Raw genomic sequence first — 22812 nt, 5'->3', positions numbered from 1 at the left:
CAGTTTGTGGGTGGAAGATCGAGAGCAATTGTTTGTGCAAGCCGAAGGCATCTCTCGCCTCCCTTCGGTCAGTTACCTTCTTATCGAAAGTCCCGATGAAAAAATTCTAGAGTTAGGTCAAAAGACCGAAGGCCAATCTTATTCTCAGTCTTGGGAAATGGTGCACCAGATGGGCGGCACAGACTTCCCGTTGGCGACGCTCACAGTGCAATCAGACTTGAGCATGATCCTAGATGACTTTGAAGAACGAGTGTTACTGTTGCTCGCCTTCGAAGCCGTTAAAATCTTCTTGTTGTCTCTGGTATGTTTAACCATCGTCTATCGTCTTGTCGTAAAACGTTTGATGACCATGTCTTCCCAAATCAACCAACAACAGGTCGAAGACAACAAACCGCGCTTTATAACGCCAACTCACTCTACTTACAAAGATGAGATATCGACTCTAGAGAGTAGCTATAACCGATCGGTAGAACGTATTCGTCAACAATATCAAGAGCTGGAAAAAGCTAAAGATGTTGCTGAGGTGGCCAACCGTAATAAAAGTGAATTCCTTGCCAATATGAGTCACGAAATTCGTACCCCAATGAATGGGATTATAGGGTTGTCGTCTTTACTCTCTGAAATGGATATGCCGAAAGAGCAAAAAGAGTACATCAACATGCTCAACACCTCTTCGCTTACTTTGCTCGACTTAATCAATGACATTCTCGATTACTCGAAGATCGAAGCGGGGCGTCTAGAGCTTCAACAAGAGCCGATGAAAATGATGGGCATTGCGGCCGACGTTGAATCAACCTTCCGTGTGAAAGCGGAACAGAAAGGGCTTCGATTCCAATTAGCGATAGACCCTAAGATCCCAACCATGGTGATTGGCGACGGTACTCAACTAAGACAAGTCCTAAATAACTTAGTAGGCAACGCGATTAAATTTACCGAGCACGGCCACGTCACGCTCTCACTTCGTTTGGAAGAGGTGGTTGAGCCTGAACAAAAACTCAGAGTGAAGTTCGAGGTTGTCGACAGCGGTATCGGTATTGCAGAAGACAAACAGAAATCGGTGTTCGATAAGTTTCAACAAGCCGACGGCAGTACCACACGTATTTACGGAGGAACAGGGCTTGGTCTAACAATATGCGAGAAGATCGTGACATTGATGGGCAGCAAGCTTGAACTCACCAGTGTTGAAGGTAAGGGCAGTACCTTCTATTTTACGGCTGACTTTGACCCGTGTTTAGAAGCCGATGAAAGCAATATCGATTTTAATAAGGTTTCGGTTCTGCTTGTGGATGATAGCCAGCTGAACATGCGTATAACGTCTACACAGCTTCAATCCTTTGGCGTTAAGTCTGAGTGCTGTGAAACGGCAAACCAAGCGTTAGAGTTGGTTTCAGAGTCTGTGGCTCAGTCATCACCTTATGACCTTGTGCTGATAGACAAAGTGATGCCGTCCGTTGATGGCTTTCAACTGGCGAGAAGCTTAGTTGAACGCTTTGGTAGCGAGTGTCCTAAGTTAGTGATGATCTCTGCTGACCCTAGAAAGCAAGATGAAGCTCGTGCTAAACAAGTCGGTTTTGTTGCCTACATTGCGCGTCCTTACCAAGATAATCAGCTTAAATGGACCATCAGTGAGGTACTCGCGAGAGCGGCTGATACTTCAGTCTTTACCTATCCGAACAGAGGAGAGGTTGCGTTTAAAGACAATGAACCTGTGCCGTTAAGCAAACCTGCGGCGGTTGTTAAAGAGGCTTCCAATGTCTCTGTAAACGCCCCGCAAGCCGTTAAACAAGCTCCAGTTCAAGCAGAGTCAAAACCTGTCGCGGTTGCCGGAGAGTTTAGTGGTACGGTTTTGGTCGTTGAAGACTCGCGAGTAAACCAGCAAGTTGCCAAGATGATGCTCAAGAAGCTTGGCTTTGAGGTTGATATTGCCGACAACGGTGAAATTGGTGTCGAGAAATTCAAAGCCAACGAATACGAGATGATTTTTATGGATTGTCAGATGCCGGTTCTCGATGGCTTCGAAGCGACCAAGCAGATCCGAGCGCTCGAAGAAGGCTCTTCAAAGCACATTCCAATCGTTGCGCTGACGGCCAACGTCGTACAGCGAGACAAGCATTTGTGCTTCGATGTAGGCATGGATGAGTTTTTACCTAAACCGGTTAACCAAGGCAAACTGAGAGAGATCGTAGCGAGTTTCTTGTCGAAAGAGACCGAATCAAACAAAGAGCATGAGCAGCAAATTGTTTAGTTGAGTATATCTAATCTTACTTTCATTAAAAGAGTAATGAGGCGAGTTAGACACCGTCTTTTATGCCGTTGGTTATATTTGAAGTATCGTGTGAAAGAAATGACAAAGGTGGCCTGAAAAGACCACCTTTTTTGTTTGTGTCGGTTTGAACTTAGTCCCTATCGATTGCGAATGCAGACCATGCTTGACGGGTCGGCATCACTTCGACTCGGTTAATGTTGATGTGATCTGGCAAGGTTGCGATATAAAACATCTGCTCGGCAATATCCTCTGCTGACAACGGTGTGGTGCCTTGGTAAAGATTGTCTGAAGCCGTCTGATTACCTTTGGTTCTTACTAGAGTAAATTCCGTTTCTGCAATACCAGGGGAAAGGTCAGTCACTCGTACCCCTGTGCCTTGTAGGTCGCAACGTAGGTTGTAACTGAACTGTTTTACGAATGCTTTGCTGGCACCATACACATGGCTTCCTGGGTAAGGCCATTGCCCGGCGATTGATCCAACATTGATGATCGAGCTTCCTGCGCCTTTTTTAATTAACGTCGGCAGCAGCGCGTGAGTAACATTAACCAAGCCAGTGACATTGGTGTCGATCATTGTGTGCCAGTCTTTCAAGTCCACATCAGGCGAGCCTTCTGGTGCCAAGGCTAATCCTGCATTATTGACCAATGCGGTGATCGATGAGAATTCAGCAGGTAGTGAATCAATGGCTTGTTTTACGGCGTCTGCGTCTCGAACGTCGAGTTGAATTACATGCACAGGAACCGTTAATTCTTCCTTTAGGTCGAGTAGCCTTTCGATTCGACGACCAGACAACACTAACGACCAGTTATCTTCTGCAAAACGTTTTGCTGCCGCTTTGCCGAAACCAGAGGTTGCCCCTGTAATGAACGCTATCTTATCCATAAATACATCCTTCTAATTTGAAATTAACATAAGTAGTGCCATGCCGATCAAAATCGGCGCGGTCGTTGTTTTTGCAGACAAATTCGGCGCTGATAGATACAGCTTTTGCCCGAGTAGATTGCCAATCAAAGCTGCAGGTAAGAGCCATAAACCAGTGATAAACGATCCTTGGTTAAATGCGCCAATCCACATGAAGCCGATCTGTGAGATCGCGGAACTTAGTAGAAAAAACACAATTGCAGTGGCTCTTTGCTCACTGGTTTCAATGGTCAGGTTCATCAAATACGTCACTAACGGAGGCCCTCCCGAAGAAGTGGTAGTCATGCTGAATCCAGAAATTGCCCCCGCCCAAAATGCGTGTCGCTGGTGTAACCATGTGAGGCGAAAGTCGCAAATGATTAATGTGCCAGCGACTAAAGACATCATCGCGATAAAGGCCTTTAAGCCTGATTCAGATATCGTGCTAATGAAGTACAGCGAGAAGGGCACCGCAACCAACATGCCAATACACAACGGTGTAATAAGTTGAATGTTGATGGTGGACTTACTGCGTTTGAGCAGAGGAAAAGTACTTAAAAAATCCAACAGGATTCCAATGGTCACGGCTTGCAGAGGTGGAACAATAAAGCTGAGGGATAGCGCTGCAATAATCGCAAACCCAAACCCTGAATAGCCTCGCACTACACCTGCAAACAGAATCAATGTCATCGCCAAGCCCATTTCCACTCTTACTCACCTTTTTGCTTTTGATATTGCTGCTGCGTTAATTAGCGTTCGATGAGACCTGTCTCGTCTGCCTTTCAATCTATTCACACCTAAGAGTTTTGAATAGAGCCAGATCGACGATTGGATTGGGTCAGGCTGTTTGTTGGATCGGGGATGAGACTTGGGCTGATGTACTGGCCCAATGTTTTGTTGAAACTGACACTATGAGCTCCGCCCTGTTTGGGATGAAGATTATTCCATCCGATAGCGCAGCCTTTTCAATGTCGTGTTTTGTGTCTTTCATTCTCGAAGACGAGCCAAGCACGAGCGGCTGTGAATCTAGTGTTGTTAATGGAGACGATGAAATGGAAGTATCAACAGAACAGCTTGTGAACCAAGATATTATCGACCTCGACAAGAGCGTATTTCATTCTTGGTCGATTCAAGAAGCAGCGGAGCCTATCGCCATTGCGGGTGGGCAAGGATGCAAAATGTGGGACTACGAAGGTAAAGAGTACCTTGATTTTAGTAGCCAGCTCGTCAATACCAACATTGGTCATCAGCATCCACAAGTGATCAAAGCGATTAAAGATCAAGCGGACTCATTGGTAACAGTTGCCCCTGCGACCGCAAACCTCACTCGCGGTTTGGCGGCCAGGCGCATCTTGTCGAAAGCGCCAAGCACGTTTAAGAAAGTGTTCTTTACCAATGCAGGGGCAGACGCCAACGAAAATGCGATACGCATGGCGCGACAATTCACTGGGCGCGATAAGGTGCTATCTGCTTACCGTTCTTACCATGGCAATACAGGTACTGCTATTGCTGCGACGGGGGACTTTCGTCGAATTCCAAACGAGTATAGCCGTGGGCACGTTCACTTCTTCAATCCATTTCTCTATCGAAGCGAATTCAACGCGGTGACTGAGGCAGAAGAGAGTGAGCGTGCCCTGCAGCATTTAGAGCGAGTGATTGAGTGCGAAGGGCCAACGGCGATTGCGGCGATTATCTTAGAGACTATTCCCGGAACAGCAGGCTTTCTCATTCCGCCTAAAGACTACCTTGTTGGTGTGCGTGAGCTTGCAACCAAGTACGGCATTCAATTGATCTTCGATGAAGTCATGGTGGGTTTTGGCCGAACGGGTAAGTGGTTTGCGTTTGAGCATTTCAATGTTGTACCGGATCTGATCACTTTCGCGAAAGGGGTTAACTCGGGTTATGTTCCGGCTGGTGGCGTGGTAGTCAGTGAACCAATTGTTGAGTACTTTAAGTCGAATTTCTTTATGGGCGGCTTGACGTATTCTGGTCACCCTTTGGCGATGGCTTCTATCGTTGCAACGCTCGATGTGATGGAGCAAGAGGGCATTGTCACACATGCCGATAATGTCGGTAACAGCGTTCTAGGGCCACTTTTACTGAGTCTCCAAGAGTTGCACCCGATGATCGGTGATGTACGCGGTAAAGGAATGTTTTGGGCGGTCGAGCTGGTGGAAGATCGTGAAAGCAAGACTCCATTGAGCAATGAAAAAATGGGCAAATTGAAAGCGGAACTAACCAAACGAGGCTTGTTGACCTTCATTGTCAATAACCGCATTCACGTCGCTCCGCCTCTGGTGATTCAACCGAGTGAAATTAAGAAAGGCGTGAAGATCATTGATGAAGTTTTGCTTGAGCTCGCTTCTTAACTCTTCAAAAGATAGCTAACACAGAAACACAGCACTTTGGTATAGGATTCCCCGTCCTTTTCAAAGTGCTTATTTTTTCCGGAGTTCTTAGCTTTTGAGTGTCTAGCTCTTAATTGATTAGGTATAGACGAAAAAGAGCATCGATTGATGCTCTTTTTTACGTCATTTTCTTGAATAACAACGTCCATATAACGCGATGCTAGCTCTTCATTACCTCTGATAGCTCTTTAATGCCGGGTGCAATCAAGTCTTTGTCGATGGCGTGAAACCCTAGTCTGAAATAAGAATTGGGATCAAATTCGGATGAAGTTTCATTGCTCAACTTGGTTTCGGGATCGGTCATGAAGTGAGAATATCCTGTCTCAATCAAAATCCCTTTTTGAGCGGCTCGTGATGCTAAGCGCTGGCTATTGATGTGACTCGGCGTTTGTAGCCACAAAGAGTTGGCTTGCTCACTCTGAGCCAGTCGCTTGCAGTCCGGTAAGTATTTTAAGACCGCATCGTTGATCAGCTTCCAACGTTGGCGCGTGTTTTCTCTAAAACGCCTCACAAAGCTGTCGTAGTAGCCTTGTTCAATAAAGTGAGCCACTTCCATTTGAACGCGACTTGGTGCGTGTCGATACATCAACCTACGCAGTATTCTAAGGTCGTAGATTAGCTCTTCAGGTGCCACGATGTAGCCTAACCTTAAGCCGGGTGCCAGTAGCTTAGAGAAGCTGCTGACGTAGATGACACGCCCTTCTTTATCACTGGCTTTCAGCGCAGGTTTAGGGTTCCACTCCACGTTGCACTCGGCATCATAGTCATCTTCGATAATCACTGCATCATTGGCTTTAGCCATCTCAAGTAACTGAGTTCGACGTTCGTCACTCATGGTCACGCCTGTGGGCGCTTGGTGGCTGGGTGTGACATAGAAGTGATCACACAGTGAAGAGTGCTCATTGAACCTTAAACCTTGTTCATCCACTTGATGTGGGTGTAACTGTGCGCCAGAGAGATTAAAGATGTGGTTCGCTTCTTTGTAACCGGGGTTCTCGACACCGACTCGGCTCTGATGATTCATCAATAAGGTGGAGAGCAGATAGAGCGCGTTCTGCGAGCCTAATGTTATTAAAATCTCATCACTTTGAGCATGAATACTGCGCTGTGGGAGCACTCTCGTGCGTATCTGTTCCACCAGCATATCGACGTCTTTATCGACCTTGTCGCAAAGCCAGCGGTGATCATGTGGGTCTGAGGTGACCTTTCTTGTCGCTTCTCGCCATTGAGCTAACGGGAAGTCGTTGATAGAGGGTTGGCCAAAAATAAATGGGTATTGGTAACAACTCCAATGCGAGGGTTTGACGATGCGTGGGTATTGGCCCAATTGCAGCTTAACGCGTTTGCTCCAATCCGGTGCATTGTCGCTGTCGGTTGATTCAAAATGATCCAAACTCGCATCGATAGTGTCACTCGGATTCTGATACTTTTCTGAAAGGTAATAGCCGCTGCGAGGCTTACTGGTGAGGTAGCCATCGTCGAGCAAACTGTCGTACACCAAGGAGACAGTATTGCGTGAAACGCCCAATTGGCTAGACAGCTTACGACAAGATGGAAGCGCTTGTTCAGCCGGAAAAATACCATTCAATATCGCTGTCACCAAATAGCTACGTACTTGTTCTTGTAGGCTTCTTTTGGAATCAAACTCGATGAAACAATTGTGATTTATCGCCATGAGATACAGTCCTTATTCTCAGTAAACCTCGGTCCTATTTGTATAAAAGAGCAAGAAATGAGCCAGAGTTCATATGGATATTTTAAGGACTGGCTTTTGAACGGTATCTAATGTGAAAGATGCACTGCTCTAACCTAAAAATAGCTCTGTCCCAACCCGAAAATTAAATTGGCTCTACGTCTTCGAGGCATTCCGTTCATAAAGTAAAGGCAGGCAAATAATCTCGATAAGGAAAGCGTATGAAACAGGGAATGACGATGAAGGCATGGGTTTCAACAGCGGCAGCAACAGTCGTACTGGGTTATTTTGGTATCGCTCAAGCATCCGAGCTTGCAGCCATCGAAAAGCAAGGTTTTATGAAAGTGGCGACAGAAGATAACTATTCGCCATTCAACTACATCGATCGTGGTAATCCAGCTGGGATTAATAAAGATCTGCTTGATGAACTGCGTGAATATTCGAAGTTCGATATTGAACAAGAGATCTTACCTTGGACAGGACTACTCGCTTCGGTATCAGCTGGTCAATATGATGTGGCGTTAACTGGCGCGATCATTACTGATGCTCGCTTGAAGGCCTTTGACTTCACACCACCTATCGCTTCAGCGCAGCATTACTTCTTAACCAGAGCTGATGCGGAAGACATTAATACGGTAGCCGATTTAGATGGCAAAACCGTGGGCTTACAAGCGGGCAGTGCTTTGCTAGAAAGGCTTCCAGAGCTAGAAGTGATGCTCGAAGCACAGGGCAAGTCTTTGGGTAAAGTGGTTCAGTACCAATCCTACCCAGAAGCATATTCCGACTTGGCAATCGGCCGAATAGACTACGTGATCAACAGTGTCGTGTCAGTTAATGAGGTAGTGAAATCCAAGTCGAAGGTGTTCAAAAAAGGTGAGGCGGTGTCTGGTCCTGGTTTCGTGAGCTGGCCTGTTCCTAAAGAGAACCCTGAGCTTTTGGCTTATTTAACGGAGTTTTTCCTGCACCTAGAGCAAACAGGAAAAATGGCGGAGTTGCAGAAGAAGTGGTTCGGTGAGTCGTTCGACCAACTGCCTTCAGAGGCTATCACTTCGGTTGAGCAGTATCACAAGCTAACAGCAGTCCAATAGATGGATAAGCATGCGCTGACACAAACAGTTAACGGCTGTTTGTGTCCATGCCAATGGGTTCAAAGCGGTTTAACCCATGAGTCATTTGCGCAAAACCTATCGAAAGAGGTCGTTTATGGATTATTACGCTTGGGAACAGTTGCTACAGGGCGCGTGGGCTACGGCATGGATATCGGCAGTCTCGATTGTATTAGGTGTCGTCATCGGGCTAGTCATTGCTTTAATTCGAATGATGAAAATCCCGTTTGTGGATCAAATGCTGGGTATCTATGTCAGCTGGGCACGAGCAACACCTTTGGTGACACTGGCTCTGTTTATCTTTCTTTCGTTCCCGTCATTTGGCATCAATTTAGACAAACACGTTTCTGCCATCTTAGCGCTCACGCTCAACACATCGGCATTCAATGCAGAAATTTGGCGCAATGCCTTTCTCAACTTTTCAAAAGGGCAAATGGAAGCGGCCGAAGCGATTGGCATGCGACGCATAACTTACTTCCGCCGAATCATGTTCCCACAGATGGTGATCATGAGCTTACCTGCGCTCGTCAATGAGATGTCGTTCTTAATCAAAGGCAGCCCAGCGATTGCAGTGATCGGTATCGTGGATCTAACCCGTGTCACCAACCGAATTGCAGCGGTTACCTATGAGCCACTCGGGCCAATCTTATGTGCTGGTGCCATCTACATGTTGATTATTGGCGTGCTGGTGAAGTTGCAAGCTGTGGCTGAAAACAGAGCCACTTATCTGCAGCAATAAGTGCATACATCTGTTAACAGCAGCAACAGTTTGGCCGTCATAACGACTTGGTCAGCAACGCCATTTACCTGCTTATGAAGCGTCATTGAGTGGGTAAATTTAAGGAGTAAATATGGAAGAATGGAATATTATCTGGCAACAAAAAGAGCTGTTTGCTTCTGGTTTTGTGACCACATTTTATCTTTTTGTTTCGTCTTCAATCTTGAGTTTCGTCATAGGTATTGGTTTGTTGTACTGTCTCGAAAACTCGAGACTCGGTGTGAAATACACCATCAATAGTTTGATAGGCATGATGCGCACCTTACCGTTTCTGATCTTAGCTTACCTGCTCTATTACGGTTTGCCTCAGGTTGGCATTCGACTAGATGCAGTGACAGCGGGAATCATCGCGCTCAGCCTCTATCATGGTACGTATTTCTGTGAGATTTTCCGCGGTGTACGTAAAGGGTTAGAGCCTGGTTACATCGAAGCGGCGCACGCTTATGGCTTTTCTAAGCTCAAAACCTTCACCCGAGTCATCACACCCAACGTGTTATTTAAGTCGGTTCCTCTGATCACTAACCAACTTATCATCTGCTTAAAAGACACTGCGTTTCTTAGCATCATTACCGTCGCAGAAATTACCGCGGCAGCCAACAGTATTCAATCGACCTACTTCATCCCATTGAATGCCTTCATCATTGCGATTGCGCTCTACTGGGCGGTAAGTATTGCACTTGAAACCATTACCAAACGAATCCAAACCAAAGTTGAACTTAGAGGGCTTAGCCATGCTTAAACAATCAGAGATTATTGAAACAGAAGCACCGAGTAACCCCTCTTTGGGAGTCAGTTTGGAAGTGATTGAGTGCGAGCCACTGTTGGAAGAGCGCGAGACAATCATCAACATTGAAAATTTGTCGAAACAGTTTGATGGCATCGAAGTGTTACGAGACATCAACCTCACCATCAACAAAGGCGATGTGGTGAGTATTCTCGGTTCGTCTGGGTCGGGTAAATCGACGCTATTACGCTGCATGAACTGGTTAGAACAACCAGAACGCGGCACGATCTTCATGGGTGATGAGCGTATTGGTATCAACTCTGAAACGGGTAAGCCGCCCAAATACAAAGAGTTGGCGAAACTTCGAGAGCGCCTTGGGATGGTCTTTCAAAGCTTCAACTTATGGCCGCATCTCACCGTTTTACAAAACGTCATGGAAGCGCTGGTACATGTTAAGAAGATAGCGAAATCAGACGCTGAAGAGATGGCTCGCAAGCAACTCGATAAGGTTGGGATGTCTCACAAGCTAGAGAGTTACCCAAGTATGTTATCGGGTGGACAAAAGCAACGCGTCGCGATTGCTAGGGCGCTCGCGATGGAACCGGATGTATTGCTGTTTGATGAGCCAACCTCGGCGCTCGACCCTGAATTGGTCGAAGAGGTACTACTGGTGATGAAGAAGCTATCTCAAGAGGGCTACACCATGGTGGTAGTGACTCATGAGATGGAGTTCGCGCGTCAGGTGTCGGATCAGGTGGTATTTCTCGAGAAGGGCATCTTGATTGAGAAATCCAACCCAGAGAAGTTCTTCACTAATCCAGACTCACCAAGGGTAAGGCAGTTCCTTAAGCTTGATTCATGAGTTAGATGATTCATATCACCTTAATGTTTGATCGTTAAAAAAACTCCGACTCAATTAGTTGGAGTTTTTGTATGTGTGGGGTTCTTCTCTTAAGCAGGCACAGCATTACCCAATGCTATCAATATGGATCACCACAGAATCGGGTCGCCAGTATTCCAGTTCGCAGTCTATCAACTCACCATCTTGTTTGTAGTTCACTCGACAGATCTTAAGAACAGGTTGCCCTTCAGCCAAATTTAACGCCTTAGCGACATGTGCTGGGGCTGAAGTGGGAATCACATCAAAGCGCGATCGTTTTGTCTCATAGCCGTATTTTTCTCGGTAGATACCTGTCAGCGACATGGTGAGGTTTTCCGACAATATTTTTTCAAACAGGGGCGCTTTCAATACGTTTTCAACGAACAGTACCGCTCTGCCATCAATAAATCGTAATCGCTCAATCACGTGTATCGGGGTGATTTGTTCTATCTCTAATGATTTGGCGTAATCGCCAGCCGCCATCTCTGTGCGGGTGCTCAGCAGCCTTGTTTCTGCGATGCGATCTTGTTCGCGAATCATTTGATGAAAGTGAGAACGTGACAATGGGTTATAGCGAATACGTTCGGGTGACACATACCAGCCTCGGCGCTCTTCTCGGTATATCAAGCCTTCGGTTTCTAGAGACACCAGTGCATCTTTGAGCGTGATTCGTGTGGTGGAAAACAGCTCACTGAGTTCTCTTTCAGATGGCAGTTTTTGCCCCTCGGTGAAGATGCCAGATTGAAGCTGTTCTCTGATGCTTGCCTTAATTCTGCCTAGCTGTGTCCCTGATTGTCCTGTTGCCAATGTTCTCATTACTGATCTAGTCCATAAGTTCGTGTGCTCAATAAGGTAAACCACGGAGTTAACAGGAATGTGACAGTAAACAAAGGCTTATTGTCATATGAGTGAAATATAACTGCCATGTAAATGCATCTGAACTGTCAAATAAGTTGCGCGAAAGCGTCACACTCCGGCGATAGCATACAAAACGAACTTACTGACCTAGTCCAGAGGGATAGAGACAATGAAAACTTTGCTTAGCCGTTCAACTGTATCGCCAGCTAAACTGATTGGCGCAACGTTAATAACGGCAACACTTTCAATGCCAGCGATGGCGAAGGATGCTGATCTTGAATCACTGATTGAAGCCGCTCAAAAAGAGGGTGCGGTTTACAGTGTGGGCATGCCAGACAGTTGGGCAAACTGGAAAGGCACATGGGCTGATCTGAAAGCAAACTACGGTTTGAAGCATCAGGATACAGACATGAGCTCGGCACAAGAGATCTCGAAATTTGAAGCAGAGAAAAGAAACGCAACCGCAGATCTCGGTGACGTTGGTTTCGCCTTTGCACGTGTCGCTGTGCAGAAAGACGTAACACAGCCATACAAGCCAACGACTTGGAATGACATTCCAGACTGGGCGAAAGATAAAGATGGTCACTGGGCTCTGGCTTACACAGGCACTATCTCGTTCATTTCAAACAACAACCTTGTTGAAGATGCACCAAAATCTTGGAGCGACCTACTTGAAGGCGACTACAAAGTCACTGTTGGTGACGTAGGCGTAGCAGCGCAAGCAAACAACGCGATTCTCGCGGCTGCATTTGCTAACGGCGGTGACGAGTCAAACCTAAAACCAGCGATTAAATTCTTTGGTGAACTAGCGAAGCAAGGTCGTCTGTCTTACACAGATCCAAGCATCGCGAACCTTGAAAAAGGCGAAGTAGAAGTGGCGATCATGTGGGATTTCAACGCATTGAACTACCGCGACAAGATCGACCGTGAGCGCTTTACGGTAAGCATTCCACAAGATGGCTCTGTGATCTCTGGTTACACCACCATCATCAACAAATACGCGAAAAACCCGAACGCGGCGAAGTTGGCTCGTGAATACATCTTCAGCGACCAAGGCCAAATCAATCTAGCAGAAGGTTACGCACGCCCAATCCGTAGCAGCGTTACGCTACCTCAATCAGTACAAGACAAGCTGATCTCGAACGAGCAATACAGCAACGTTCATCCAGTAACTGACTTCTCAGCATGGGAAAAATCAGCACGTCGCCTGCCACGTCAATGGCAAGAAAGCGTATTGATTCACCAACAATAACCCCGCTTAACATGCCACCTGTAACGGGTGGCTTATATAAACAAGCAATAGAGAATAGACCATGAGCAATAAGGTTATCCTTGTTGTTCTAGATGGACTGAATTATCAGGTAGCCCGTGATTGCATGGGCTACCTGAACGGTCTTCTAGAACTTAAAGATCTTCATGAAAAACAGGGCGATTCGTACAAGAAACAGAGCACTTCGCAGAGCACGCAGAAAAATAAGCTGCGCGCCACACTTTACCCAATGCAGTGTGAACTGCCGTCTATGTCACGCCCTTTGTATGAATGCATTTTAACGGGAGTTCGCCCTGTTGAGAGTGGCATCGTTAACAACCAAATCGTGCGTTTGTCGAGTCATGAGTCGATCTTTAGCTTGGCTAAGTCACAGGGCAAAGTGACGGCTGCTGCGGCCTATCATTGGGTGAGCGAGTTGTATAACCGAGCACCGTTTGACGCTGTGCGCGACCGTTTTACCAACGATGAAACCATGAATATCCAACATGGCTGTTTCTACCATTGGGACCACTACCCAGATGAAGCCTTGTTCTTGGATGCAGAGCACCTGCGTGTCACTCATCAACCTGACTTCTTGTTGGTTCACCCAATGAACATTGACGATATTGGGCACAAGCATGGGTTAGATTCTCGCCAGTACCGCAACAGTGCACGTGGTGCGGATATCTACCTGTCGAACTACCTTGAGAAATGGGTAGACGATGGTTATCAGGTGATCATCACCAGTGACCACGGTATGAACAATGACTTGTCTCATGGTGGGATTCTGCCTGAAGAGCGTGAAGTTCCATTTTTTGTGATTGGCGATCAATTCACACACCAAGAATGTTCAGTGAAACAGACCGATATATGCGGCAGCGTGTGTCAGTTACTCAACCTTGAACACGATAAATCTTACACTCAGGAATTGTTGGCCCTATGAGCAGTTCTGTAATCACGCAGAGCGATGGCTCTGTGCTTCAACCCAAAACCAAATCTTTATTTCAACGCTTCAAGCCCGCTTTGTGGCTTGCGCCTTTCGCCCTATTTTTCTATCTGTTTCAACTGGCACCTATGGTTTGGGTGTTGATCAACAGCTTCTTCTACGACGACGAGCTCTCTCTTGAAAACTACTCTGAAATATTCGATTCTGCTTTCATGATGCAAGCCTTCGGCAACAGTTTATGGCTGTCGGTTTGGTCGAGTATTGTTGGCTTGGCGATTGCGACTCTGTTGGTCTCTTCATTGCGCCGCGTTGATTCTAAAATCCGCGATGCGGTGATTGCCTTCACCAACATGAGCAGCAACTTCTCTGGTGTGCCTCTGTCGTTCGCCTTCATCATTATCTTAGGCACTAACGGGGCAATCACCTTATTGCTCAAGCAGTACGGATTGCTGGGGGACTTCGACTTGTACGGCAAGTGGGGCTTGCTGGCGATTTACATCTACTTCCAGATCCCATTGGCGGTGTTGTTGCTGTATCCAGCTTTTGATGCCCTTAGCGATGACTGGCAAGCTGCCTCAGCACTGCTTGGTGCGAAAACATGGCAATACTGGACCAAAATTGCGCTGCCTGTGTTATCTCCTGCCTTGCTTGGTACCTTCATTATTTTGATTGCTAACGCGATTGGCGCGTATGCGAGTGTGTATGCGCTAACCTCGGGCAACTACAACGTGATTACGATTCGTATCGCGAGTTTGGTATCGGGCGACTTGTTCTTAGAGCCTAACCTAGCTGCCGCAATCTCCGTGATTCTGATGGCGATGCTGGCCTTTATCACTGTGATTAACCAATGGCTGATCAGCAAAAGCTACGCGGGGAAGAGAAAGTAATGAACACCGTAAATACTCGCTTTCATAAAACGGTTGTCTACTCGATTGTCGGCATCATGATGATCCCGATCTTAGCGACCTTTATCTACTCGATCTCTTCTCGATGGGGCGCAACGATCCTGCCGGATGGCTTCACGTTAGATTGGTACATCAACCTGCTGACCGATCCTCGCTTCTTGCAAGCCTTTGGTCGTTCACTGTTTATCTGTGTCGCTGCGCTGTCATTGAGTGTGGTGTTGGTTCTGCCTGCGATTTTCGTTGTGTTTTACTATTTCCCGAAACTCGACAAGGTGATGAATATCCTGATCTTATTGCCGTTCGCCGTGCCTCCTGTGGTGTCATCGGTTGGCTTGCTTCAACTGTATGCTGATAGTGAAATTTCCTTGATAGGCACGCCGTGGATTTTGATTGGCACCTACTTCACCATTGCGTTGCCATTTATGTATCGCGCGATTGCCAACAGCTTTGAAGCGATTAACTTGCATGACTTGATGGACGCAGCACACCTACTCGGTGCAAGCACGACCAAGGCGTTTTTATTGATTATTTTGCCAAACCTTAAGAAAGGCTTAATGGCGTCGCTGTTCTTGTCGTTCTCGTTCCTATTGGGCGAGTTTGTGTTCGCTAATATCTTGGTAGGAACACGCTACGAGACACTGCAAATCTACCTATACAACATGCGTCAAACCAGTGGCCACTTCACGTCAGCCCTTGTGATGACGTACTTCCTGTTTATTTTCTTACTGACTTGGTTGGCAAGTCGTTTCAGCCAGGGAACAAAATAATGAGCTATGTAAATGCGAAAAACCTCACCAAGCGCTTTGGTGACAATACGGTGTTTGAAGACATTGAATTTTCCATCGAGAAGGGTGAATTCATTACTCTGCTTGGCCCAAGTGGTTGCGGTAAATCGACTCTGCTACGCAGCTTGGCAGGCCTGAATCCTGTTGATGGTGGCGAGATCTGGGTGAACGGTGAAGAGATTACTCACCAAGTGCCGCAACAGCGTGGCATCGGCATGGTGTTTCAATCTTATGCGCTGTTCCCGAACATGACGGTTGAAGGCAACATTGCGTTTGGCCTTAAGATGAAAAAGCTTGCTGCTAACGAGATTAAGCGTGAAGTCGCAAAAGTGATTGGGCTGGTGGATTTAACGGGCAAAGAGAGGTTCTATCCGCATCAGTTATCGGGCGGTCAGCGTCAGCGTGTCGCCTTGGCAAGAGCCTTGGTGCTCAAGCCGCGTATTCTATTGCTCGATGAACCGCTTTCGGCGCTGGATGCGAAGATCCGAAAGCACCTACGCCAACAGATCCGAGATATTCAAAAAGAGATGAGCCTGACCACGATCTTCGTGACTCACGATCAAGAAGAAGCGATGATCATGTCTGACCGTATCTTCTTGATGAATAAAGGTCAGATAGTCCAAGCAGGTACACCAGAAGAGATCTACACTCAACCTGCCAATGAATTCGTGGCGGGGTTCATGGGTCACTACAATCTGGTGCAAGCCAACAAAGCTAAGCAGCTGTTTAATATTGAAACCGAGTGGAAAGTGGCGATTCGACCTGAATCTATCTACGTTAAAGAGCAAGGCCGACAGTATGGCGAACATATCTCTGCGCCGAAAACCGGTACCATTCGCAATCACCAGCTATTAGGCAATGTGATTCGCTATCAAGTGGACGTTGATGAGTGTGAATTAACGGTCGACCTGCTTAACCGTTCTTCTGAACGACTGTTGGCAAACGGTAGCCAACTTGAACTCCTGTTTAACCTTAACGAAATTCAACCTGTGAGAGCCTAAGATGTTCAAACCTTTGTATGTATTTGATATGGATGAAACGCTGATCAATGCCGATGCAGCGATGCTCTGGAATGCGTTCTTGGTTGAAAAGGGTATTGCCACTGCGCCTAACTTTATTGAAGAAGATAAGCGCTTAATGGGCCTGTATTCGGAAGGTAAATTGAACATGGAAGATTACCTAACATTTTCCATGCAGCCACTGGCCGATATGCCAACAGAGCAAGTCAGCGCATTGGTGGAAGAGTGTGTTGAACAGCATATTTTGCCTAGACAGTTCAAGCAGTCGAAACCTTTGATTGAGCAGCTTGAGAATGATGATATCGACATGTTGATCATCTCTGCCAGCGTGACTTTCTTAGTGGAAGCGGTCGGTCGTAAGATTGGTATTGAGAACGCACTCGGTATTGATTTGATTGAAAACCAAGGCCGTTTCACGTCTCAGATCTCAGGTGTGCCAAGCTACCGTGAAGGCAAAGTGACGCGTTTAAAAGAGTGGTTAGACAATCAAGAAACCAACTACTCAGACATTCACTTTTATACCGATTCAATCAACGACTTACCTTTGTGTGAACACGCTGATTTTGCATATTTGGTCAACCCGTGCCCGCGTTTGAAAGCGTTAGCCGATCAACCGAATTGGTCGATTCTCAACTGGGATTAACGCTTAACCCATCTCTGAATCATGTTCGTCTTAGAACTCATCAAGCCGCTGACTACAGCGGCTTTTTTGCATCATCAGGCTAATGTTTGATTTATCACCGTAGCTGACAAAAGGATGCGCGTAACAATTTAATAACATCTCTTGCTCTGCTGTAAATCAAACCACCATCTTTCAATCCCTTGATAGCACTCATTTTGTTGTTGTGAGGCTTTTTGTGTAACAAATATTTTACAACTTGACGGGCTTTTAGCGCTATTGCCCATTTCCTTCCATCCATTCCAATCTTTCCGCTTGTGGGCCAAATTTAATTAAGGATAAAAAACACACAAACACGTAACACAAAACCAATAGGTACAAGGAGAAAGTTCATGGTGGATACATACAACCCGCTTGGCACGGATGGATTCGAGTTTGTTGAATACACGGCCGTTGACCACAAGGGAATAGAGCAACTTAAAGCGCTGTTTGTGTCACTTGGTTTTGCTGAGATCGCCAAGCACCGCTCAAAAGAAGCTTGGCTGTATCGACAAGGTGACATCAACTTTATCGTTAATGAACAACCACACAGCCAAGCGGAAGCGTTCGCCAAGGTGCATGGGCCATCGGTCTGTGGCATGGCTTTTCGTGTCAACGAGGCAACGGCTGCTATGGAGCAAGCATTCAAGGGCGGTGGTGAAGAGTATAAAACAGAAATAGGGCCGATGGAGCTGAGCATTCCTGCCATTTATGGGATCGGTGAAAGTTTGCTTTATTTTGTGGATCGCTACGGCAAACAGAGCATTTACGACGTTGATTTCCGATTCTATGATGACGCGCAAGAGCGTATAGCGAAAGCTGACGTAGGCCTTTACGAGATCGATCACCTCACGCACAACGTGAAGCAAGGCAATATGGATGTGTGGTCTGGGTTCTATGAACGTCTTGGTAACTTCCGTGAGATTCGCTACTTCGACATCGAAGGCAAGCTGACAGGCCTTGTGAGCCGCGCCATGACCTCACCGTGTGGCAAGATCCGTATCCCTATCAATGAGTCTTCCGACGACAAATCACAAATCGAAGAGTTCATTCGCGAGTACAACGGCGAAGGCATCCAACACATCGCACTCGCAACGGATGACATCTACAAAACCGTGAAGACTCTGCGTGATCGCGGCATGGACTTTATGCCAACCCCAGATACCTACTATGAGAAAGTTGACGATCGTGTGAAAGGCCACGGGGAAGACACTGATTTGCTGCGCGACCTGCGTGTTCTGATTGATGGCGCACCGACCAAAGACGGCATCTTGCTGCAAATTTTCACGCAGACAGTAATCGGGCCTGTGTTCTTTGAAATCATTCAGCGTAAAGGCAATGAAGGCTTTGGCGAAGGTAACTTCAAGGCGCTGTTTGAATCGATTGAAGAGGACCAGATTCGTCGAGGAGTATTAGACGATGCATAAATGGATCTCGTTTCCTCATCGGGAGGGGGTGTGTTCTAAACAAGCGCATGCCGACTTCCCTGAAGAGGCAATCTATGAGCGAGAGGCGGGCCGAAGTGGATTCTTCGGCCCTGCTGCTCACTTTCATCACCAACACGCCCCAACAGGTTGGTCGGAGTGGGAGGGCGATTTACGTCCTCGCGCTTTTGATTTTACGCTGGTGGAAAAAGCCAGCCAGATAACCCCTTGGGCGGTGCCTCATCTTTTGCACAACGCAGACTGCAAAATCCGCGTATGGCGCATGGATGAGAAGATGGATTTCTTGGTGCGTAACTCCGATGGCGATGAGCTGCTGTTCATTCACCAAGGCAGCGCCGATCTCTATTGTGACTATGGTCATTTAGAAGTGAGTGAAGGGGACTACGTGATGATCCCGCGCTCGACCAATTGGCGCTTGGAACCCAGCGAGCCGATGTTTATCTTGATGATTGAGAACACAGACGCGGCTTACTCTTTGCCAGAGAAAGGCATGGTCGGCAATCACGCGGTGTTTGATCCGGCGGTGCTCGACATCCCTTCTATCAATGATCAATTCCGCGCTCAATATTCAGAAAACCAAACTCAAGTTCAGGTGAAGCGCCACGACAAAGTCAGCGTGATCACCTATCCGTTCAATCCATTGGATGCAATTGGTTGGCATGGCGACTTAGCGGTGGTGAAAGTGAATTGGCGCGATATCAGGCCGCTGATGTCACATCGCTACCACTTGCCACCTTCTGCGCATACTACGTTTGTTGGCGCAGGCTTTGTGGTGTGTACCTTTGTGCCGCGCCCGATTGAGAGCGACCCCGGTGCGCTGAAAGTGCCGTTCTACCACAACAATGATGACTACGACGAAGTGCTTTTCTATCACGCTGGTGACTTCTTCAGTCGCGACAACATTGAAGCGGGCATGGTGACTTTCCACCCCGCGGGTTTCACGCATGGGCCTCATCCAAAGGCTTTTAAAGCGGGTCAGGCGCATAAGAAGAAGTTTACCGATGAAGTGGCGGTGATGATTGATACTCGCCATGCACTGCAGTTCTCTGAGGAACTCGATAGCGTTGAGAACAAAGAATATGTCTACAGTTGGCAAGACTCTGGTTTGAAAGAAATGGCTGACGATAAGAAGTAAGGGACAAGGATGAAATTAGCAACCAAGAAAAATGGCACTCGCGATGGTCTATTGATGGTCGTGAGCAAAGATCTCAAACAATGTGTGGCTGCCACTGAAATCTTCCATGCGATGCACCTTGCACCCACCATGCAGGTGGCTTTGGATAACTGGGATAACGTGGTTTCTCAGTTACAAGAGTTATACACCTCGTTAAACAACGGGCATGTGACTGGCAGTGAAGTGTTTGCATCTCAGTATTGTGAATCACCTCTGCCACGCGCATATCAATGGGCTGATGGCAGCGCATATGTAAACCACGTTGAGCTGGTGCGCAAAGCACGTGGTGCTGAAATGCCAGAAAGCTTCTGGGTCGATCCGCTTATGTATCAAGGCGGCTCAGATGCCTTTATTGGTCCACGTGACAATATTGAATTTGCTAGCGACGAATGGGGCATCGATTTCGAAGGTGAGGTAGCGATTGTCACTGGTGATGTACCAATGGGTGCCAGTGCTAAACAGGCGCACGAGTCGATTCGCTTGCTGATGTTGGTGAATGATGTGTCGCTGCGCGGTTTGATTCCGGCTGAGCTCGCGAAAGGCTTTGGCTTCTTCCAGTCTAAACCGTCTTCGGCGTTCTCTCCGGTTGCGGTAACACCTGATGAGCTTGGCGAACAGTGGAAAGGCAGCAAGGTACATCTACCGTTGATATCGACCTACAACGACCAGTCTTTTGGTTGCCCGAATGCTGGCGTGGATATGACTTTCAACTTTGCAGAACTAGTTGTTCACGCTGCGAAGACTCGTCCATTGTCAGCCGGTGCAATCATTGGCTCGGGCACGGTATCGAATAAGCAAGGCACTGACCACGGCACCTCAATTGCCGAGGGCGGAGTGGGTTATTCATGCATTGCCGAAGTTCGCATGATAGAGACGATTCGCGATGGTAAGCCGTCGACTCAATTTATGTCGTTTGGCGATTCGATCAAGCTTGAGATGTTTGATGCGGCGGGTGATTCTATTTTTGGCGCGATAGACCAAAAAGTGAGCCAGTATCGAGCGGTATAATCCACGTAATAGGATTTCTGTATGAACGAGAGCATCGTGAACAAGAACACTATACTTTACGGTTACTGGCGCTCGTCCGCAGCCTATCGAGTGCGTATTGGATTAAACCTGAAGCAACTCAACTATGAGTCTAAATCGGTGCACTTGGTGCGTAATGGCGGCGAGCAGCATGACCCACAATATCGTGAGCTCAACGCCAGTGAATTAGTGCCGGTGCTGGTGGATGGTGAAGTTCAACTCAATCAGTCACTGGCTATTCTTCAATATCTCGATGAACACTATTTGTGTGAGAGCAGCCCTGACTCCTCGCTTATTCCAGTGCAAACACCGCTGCGCTATCAAGCACTGGCGATGGCTCAGGATATTGCGATGGAAATTCATCCTCTTAATAACCTGCGCGTGTTGCAATATTTGGAGAGAGAATTATCTTGCGAACAAGAGGTGAAAATGGATTGGCTTCACTATTGGATGAGCCAAGGGTTTTCAGCGTTAGAAGAGAAGCTAGCCAAACACCGAAAAACACACGGCGACTCGGTATATAGCCTCACAGATTCACCATGCATTGTCGATATCTGCTTGGTGCCGCAGGTGTATAACGCGCTGCGCTTTGGCGTTGATATGTCGCCGTATCCGTTGATTAACTCGATTGTTGAGGCGTGTAATCAGTTGCCCGCTTTTATTGAGGCGATGCCAGAGAATCAAGCGGATGCGAATGAGTTCATGTAGATTCATTGATGTAAACGCAAATACTCTTCCCTTGCGCTACCAAACCGTTTCTTGAAAGAAGCTGTTTCCAAAAATAAAAATATTAAATGCAGTGAGTGAATGAATATTTATCCCATTTGGTACTAATATGGCCTTAATAAAAAAGCCTCGTTATTAAATAAGAGGCTTTAACCCAAGGTTTTATATTAGTGGTGATTATCATTCGATAATTCTAATAATAAATAACACCTTCGCCTTTCGTAATTAGAGTACCAGCTTCATTGGTGATTATTTTATCTAAATCAAATAGTGAACCAATCGCCGCATTACCCAATCCAGCTTCAACGAATTTACAAACGGCATCAATTTTTGGCCCCATAGAACCAGAAGGGAATGAAAATTCTGCTAAACCAGCAGGCGTTGCTTGCTTCATTTCTGCTTGGTCTTCTTTACCATAGTTACGGAAAATCGAACCATCGGTTAAGATAATAAATAAGTCAGCATGGATTTTTTCAGCCAGTAATTCAGCCGTAAGATCTTTGTCAATTACGCACTCTACGCCAGTACTCTTACCTTGCTCGATACTCACGGGAACACCGCCGCCGCCACAAGCGATAACAAGATTTTCTGTATCTAGAAGAGTTTCAATTTGCTGAATTTCAACAATGTTTTTGGGCAGAGGAGAAGGCACCACGCGACGGTAGTACTCGCCATCAGCTTTAAATTGCATTGTGCTCTGAGCCATTAACTCTTTAGCTCGTTGCTCTGTATATACAGGGCCAACAAATTTAGTCGGGTTAGCAAACGCAGGGTCTTGTTTGCATACTTCCGTTTGCGTGACTAGCGTCGCTACGTCTAATTCAGTGTCAATGTTTCTGAGCTCTTGTTGTAACATGTAGCCCACCATGCCACAGGTCTGAGAGCCGAGTACATCCATTGGGTATGGTGTCGTCTCTGGTGAGTATTCGCTATAAGCCGCGTTCTGCTCCATCAACAAACCCACTTGTGGGCCATTACCATGAACGATAACAATTTCATGCTCGCGTGCGATTGCAGCAATACTCGCCGCTGATTTGATTATATTTTCACGTTGGTTCTCGGCCGTTAATGCTTGGCCTCTTGCTAAAAGAGCGTTACCGCCTAAAGCTAATACTATCCGCATGATAATGTCTCCGATCATTTAATAATGATTTTATTTATTTTACGTAGGGATTAACCGCTTGTTTCTAATTAAATTCAAGCTTATTAATAACAATGACTAAGTTTTTAATTACTCTTAAGTAATTAACATGCCGAGATAGTAT

At 46.7% G+C, this 22812-nt stretch carries 22 protein-coding genes; 16 read left to right on the top strand and 6 right to left on the bottom strand.

The features are described 5' to 3' along the window. The coding region (locus tag A142_RS17125; protein ID WP_019821762.1) for a response regulator at window positions 1-2245 on the top strand (2245 nt) is incomplete at its 5' end. A 151-nt stretch (window positions 2246-2396) separates the two neighbouring features. On the opposite strand, the gene A142_RS17120 is transcribed toward A142_RS17125, so the two are convergent. Both A142_RS17120 and A142_RS17115 read right to left on the bottom strand, forming a co-directional pair. Beyond that, complete coding sequence (locus A142_RS17120; protein WP_017071252.1) at window positions 2397-3149, bottom strand: SDR family NAD(P)-dependent oxidoreductase; 753 nt, start codon at window positions 3147-3149, stop codon at window positions 2397-2399. Window positions 3150-3161: 12 nt separating this feature from the next. After that, window positions 3162-3857: a sulfite exporter TauE/SafE family protein gene (locus A142_RS17115; protein ID WP_029405411.1), complete on the bottom strand. Its 696-nt coding sequence runs from the start codon at window positions 3855-3857 to the stop codon at window positions 3162-3164. A 362-nt stretch (window positions 3858-4219) separates the two neighbouring features. On the opposite strand from A142_RS17115, the gene A142_RS17110 reads away from it, so the two are divergent. Continuing rightward, window positions 4220-5536 carry an aspartate aminotransferase family protein gene (locus tag A142_RS17110; RefSeq protein ID WP_029405410.1) on the top strand — a complete coding sequence of 439 codons (1317 nt, stop codon included), beginning with the start codon at window positions 4220-4222 and terminating at the stop codon, window positions 5534-5536. A gap of 199 nt (window positions 5537-5735) precedes the next feature. Here the strand turns inward: A142_RS17110 and A142_RS17105 are convergent, their stop codons facing one another. Beyond that, on the bottom strand, window positions 5736-7250 hold the full coding sequence (locus tag A142_RS17105; RefSeq protein WP_019821759.1) for a PLP-dependent aminotransferase family protein: 1515 nt from the start codon (window positions 7248-7250) through the stop codon (window positions 5736-5738). Between the two features lie 239 nt (window positions 7251-7489). Here A142_RS17105 and A142_RS17100 point away from each other — a divergent pair, with 239 nt between their 5' ends. The 4 genes from A142_RS17100 (at window position 7490) to A142_RS17085 (ending at window position 10738) form a co-directional block, all read left to right on the top strand. Continuing rightward, window positions 7490-8356 carry a transporter substrate-binding domain-containing protein gene (locus A142_RS17100; protein WP_019821758.1) on the top strand — a complete coding sequence of 289 codons (867 nt, stop codon included), beginning with the start codon at window positions 7490-7492 and terminating at the stop codon, window positions 8354-8356. A 115-nt stretch (window positions 8357-8471) separates the two neighbouring features. Continuing rightward, window positions 8472-9113 (top strand): amino acid ABC transporter permease, encoded by a 642-nt coding sequence (locus A142_RS17095; protein WP_019821757.1) that lies wholly within the window; start codon window positions 8472-8474, stop codon window positions 9111-9113. 112 nt (window positions 9114-9225) lie between these two features. Continuing rightward, complete coding sequence (locus tag A142_RS17090) at window positions 9226-9891, top strand: amino acid ABC transporter permease (RefSeq protein WP_016767936.1); 666 nt, start codon at window positions 9226-9228, stop codon at window positions 9889-9891. After that, window positions 9884-10738 carry an amino acid ABC transporter ATP-binding protein gene (locus A142_RS17085; protein ID WP_019821756.1) on the top strand — a complete coding sequence of 285 codons (855 nt, stop codon included), beginning with the start codon at window positions 9884-9886 and terminating at the stop codon, window positions 10736-10738. The genes A142_RS17090 and A142_RS17085 overlap by 8 nt, the downstream gene beginning before the upstream one ends. A 105-nt stretch (window positions 10739-10843) precedes the next feature. Here the strand turns inward: A142_RS17085 and A142_RS17080 are convergent, their stop codons facing one another. Next, window positions 10844-11572 carry a UTRA domain-containing protein gene (locus tag A142_RS17080; RefSeq protein WP_019821755.1) on the bottom strand — a complete coding sequence of 243 codons (729 nt, stop codon included), beginning with the start codon at window positions 11570-11572 and terminating at the stop codon, window positions 10844-10846. A 211-nt stretch (window positions 11573-11783) separates the two neighbouring features. On the opposite strand from A142_RS17080, the gene A142_RS17075 reads away from it, so the two are divergent. The 6 genes from A142_RS17075 (at window position 11784) to A142_RS17050 (ending at window position 17161) form a co-directional block, all read left to right on the top strand. Continuing rightward, on the top strand, window positions 11784-12866 hold the full coding sequence (locus tag A142_RS17075) for an ABC transporter substrate-binding protein (RefSeq protein ID WP_019821754.1): 1083 nt from the start codon (window positions 11784-11786) through the stop codon (window positions 12864-12866). Window positions 12867-12927: 61 nt separating this feature from the next. Continuing rightward, window positions 12928-13806 (top strand): alkaline phosphatase family protein, encoded by an 879-nt coding sequence (locus A142_RS17070; protein WP_019821753.1) that lies wholly within the window; start codon window positions 12928-12930, stop codon window positions 13804-13806. Beyond that, on the top strand, window positions 13803-14696 hold the full coding sequence (locus A142_RS17065; RefSeq protein ID WP_019821752.1) for an ABC transporter permease: 894 nt from the start codon (window positions 13803-13805) through the stop codon (window positions 14694-14696). Before A142_RS17070 ends, A142_RS17065 begins: the two co-directional genes overlap by 4 nt. Next, window positions 14696-15481: an ABC transporter permease gene (locus A142_RS17060; RefSeq protein ID WP_004732591.1), complete on the top strand. Its 786-nt coding sequence runs from the start codon at window positions 14696-14698 to the stop codon at window positions 15479-15481. Before A142_RS17065 ends, A142_RS17060 begins: the two co-directional genes overlap by 1 nt. After that, window positions 15481-16500 carry an ABC transporter ATP-binding protein gene (locus A142_RS17055; protein WP_019821751.1) on the top strand — a complete coding sequence of 340 codons (1020 nt, stop codon included), beginning with the start codon at window positions 15481-15483 and terminating at the stop codon, window positions 16498-16500. Before A142_RS17060 ends, A142_RS17055 begins: the two co-directional genes overlap by 1 nt. 1 nt (window position 16501) lies before the next feature. Further along, window positions 16502-17161, top strand: a complete 660-nt coding sequence (locus tag A142_RS17050) for an HAD family hydrolase (protein ID WP_019821750.1) — start codon at window positions 16502-16504, stop codon at window positions 17159-17161. A 94-nt stretch (window positions 17162-17255) separates the two neighbouring features. Here A142_RS17050 and A142_RS25470 read toward each other — a convergent pair whose 3' ends face one another. Then, on the bottom strand, window positions 17256-17438 hold the full coding sequence (locus tag A142_RS25470; RefSeq protein WP_019821749.1) for a hypothetical protein: 183 nt from the start codon (window positions 17436-17438) through the stop codon (window positions 17256-17258). 91 nt (window positions 17439-17529) lie between these two features. Here A142_RS25470 and hppD point away from each other — a divergent pair, with 91 nt between their 5' ends. Genes hppD through maiA form a run of 4 tightly spaced genes read left to right on the top strand, consistent with a single transcriptional unit; the run spans window position 17530 to window position 21529 of the window. Continuing rightward, complete coding sequence (gene hppD, locus A142_RS17040; protein ID WP_019821748.1) at window positions 17530-18603, top strand: 4-hydroxyphenylpyruvate dioxygenase; 1074 nt, start codon at window positions 17530-17532, stop codon at window positions 18601-18603. Then, the gene (locus tag A142_RS17035; protein WP_019821747.1) at window positions 18596-19756 is read left to right on the top strand and encodes a homogentisate 1,2-dioxygenase; all 1161 of its coding nucleotides are present in this window, start codon (window positions 18596-18598) and stop codon (window positions 19754-19756) included. Before hppD ends, A142_RS17035 begins: the two co-directional genes overlap by 8 nt. Before the next feature lie 9 nt (window positions 19757-19765). Beyond that, window positions 19766-20803, top strand: a complete 1038-nt coding sequence (locus A142_RS17030) for a fumarylacetoacetate hydrolase family protein (protein WP_019821746.1) — start codon at window positions 19766-19768, stop codon at window positions 20801-20803. A gap of 21 nt (window positions 20804-20824) precedes the next feature. Next, entirely contained in the window at window positions 20825-21529 is a 705-nt protein-coding gene (gene maiA / locus A142_RS17025) for a maleylacetoacetate isomerase (RefSeq protein WP_019821745.1), read from the top strand. 211 nt (window positions 21530-21740) lie between these two features. Here maiA and A142_RS17020 read toward each other — a convergent pair whose 3' ends face one another. Continuing rightward, window positions 21741-22670: a carbamate kinase gene (locus A142_RS17020; RefSeq protein ID WP_019821744.1), complete on the bottom strand. Its 930-nt coding sequence runs from the start codon at window positions 22668-22670 to the stop codon at window positions 21741-21743. Window positions 22671-22812: the final 142 nt, after the last annotated feature.

Origin of the sequence: Vibrio splendidus 12E03, from assembly GCF_000272105.2 — a bacterium.
Taxonomy (GTDB): Bacteria; Pseudomonadota; Gammaproteobacteria; order Enterobacterales; family Vibrionaceae; genus Vibrio; species Vibrio splendidus_I.
This window is presented reverse-complemented; position numbering and strand designations above follow the sequence as displayed.

What these genes read in the sequence shown, in the direction of transcription:
- A142_RS17120 (WP_017071252.1), bottom strand. Translation starts at nt 3,149, where the DNA reads ATGGATAAGATAGCGTTCATTACAGGGGCAACCTCTGGTTTCGGCAAA.
- A142_RS17115 (WP_029405411.1), bottom strand. Translation starts at nt 3,857, where the DNA reads ATGACATTGATTCTGTTTGCAGGTGTAGTGCGAGGCTATTCAGGGTTT.
- A142_RS17110 (WP_029405410.1), top strand. Translation starts at nt 4,220, where the DNA reads ATGGAAGTATCAACAGAACAGCTTGTGAACCAAGATATTATCGACCTC.
- A142_RS17105 (WP_019821759.1), bottom strand. Translation starts at nt 7,250, where the DNA reads ATGGCGATAAATCACAATTGTTTCATCGAGTTTGATTCCAAAAGAAGC.
- A142_RS17100 (WP_019821758.1), top strand. Translation starts at nt 7,490, where the DNA reads ATGAAACAGGGAATGACGATGAAGGCATGGGTTTCAACAGCGGCAGCA.
- A142_RS17095 (WP_019821757.1), top strand. Translation starts at nt 8,472, where the DNA reads ATGGATTATTACGCTTGGGAACAGTTGCTACAGGGCGCGTGGGCTACG.
- A142_RS17090 (WP_016767936.1), top strand. Translation starts at nt 9,226, where the DNA reads ATGGAAGAATGGAATATTATCTGGCAACAAAAAGAGCTGTTTGCTTCT.
- A142_RS17085 (WP_019821756.1), top strand. Translation starts at nt 9,884, where the DNA reads ATGCTTAAACAATCAGAGATTATTGAAACAGAAGCACCGAGTAACCCC.
- A142_RS17080 (WP_019821755.1), bottom strand. Translation starts at nt 11,572, where the DNA reads ATGAGAACATTGGCAACAGGACAATCAGGGACACAGCTAGGCAGAATT.
- A142_RS17075 (WP_019821754.1), top strand. Translation starts at nt 11,784, where the DNA reads ATGAAAACTTTGCTTAGCCGTTCAACTGTATCGCCAGCTAAACTGATT.
- A142_RS17070 (WP_019821753.1), top strand. Translation starts at nt 12,928, where the DNA reads ATGAGCAATAAGGTTATCCTTGTTGTTCTAGATGGACTGAATTATCAG.
- A142_RS17065 (WP_019821752.1), top strand. Translation starts at nt 13,803, where the DNA reads ATGAGCAGTTCTGTAATCACGCAGAGCGATGGCTCTGTGCTTCAACCC.
- A142_RS17060 (WP_004732591.1), top strand. Translation starts at nt 14,696, where the DNA reads ATGAACACCGTAAATACTCGCTTTCATAAAACGGTTGTCTACTCGATT.
- A142_RS17055 (WP_019821751.1), top strand. Translation starts at nt 15,481, where the DNA reads ATGAGCTATGTAAATGCGAAAAACCTCACCAAGCGCTTTGGTGACAAT.
- A142_RS17050 (WP_019821750.1), top strand. Translation starts at nt 16,502, where the DNA reads ATGTTCAAACCTTTGTATGTATTTGATATGGATGAAACGCTGATCAAT.
- A142_RS25470 (WP_019821749.1), bottom strand. Translation starts at nt 17,438, where the DNA reads ATGGATGGAAGGAAATGGGCAATAGCGCTAAAAGCCCGTCAAGTTGTA.
- hppD (WP_019821748.1), top strand. Translation starts at nt 17,530, where the DNA reads ATGGTGGATACATACAACCCGCTTGGCACGGATGGATTCGAGTTTGTT.
- A142_RS17035 (WP_019821747.1), top strand. Translation starts at nt 18,596, where the DNA reads ATGCATAAATGGATCTCGTTTCCTCATCGGGAGGGGGTGTGTTCTAAA.
- A142_RS17030 (WP_019821746.1), top strand. Translation starts at nt 19,766, where the DNA reads ATGAAATTAGCAACCAAGAAAAATGGCACTCGCGATGGTCTATTGATG.
- maiA (WP_019821745.1), top strand. Translation starts at nt 20,825, where the DNA reads ATGAACGAGAGCATCGTGAACAAGAACACTATACTTTACGGTTACTGG.
- A142_RS17020 (WP_019821744.1), bottom strand. Translation starts at nt 22,670, where the DNA reads ATGCGGATAGTATTAGCTTTAGGCGGTAACGCTCTTTTAGCAAGAGGC.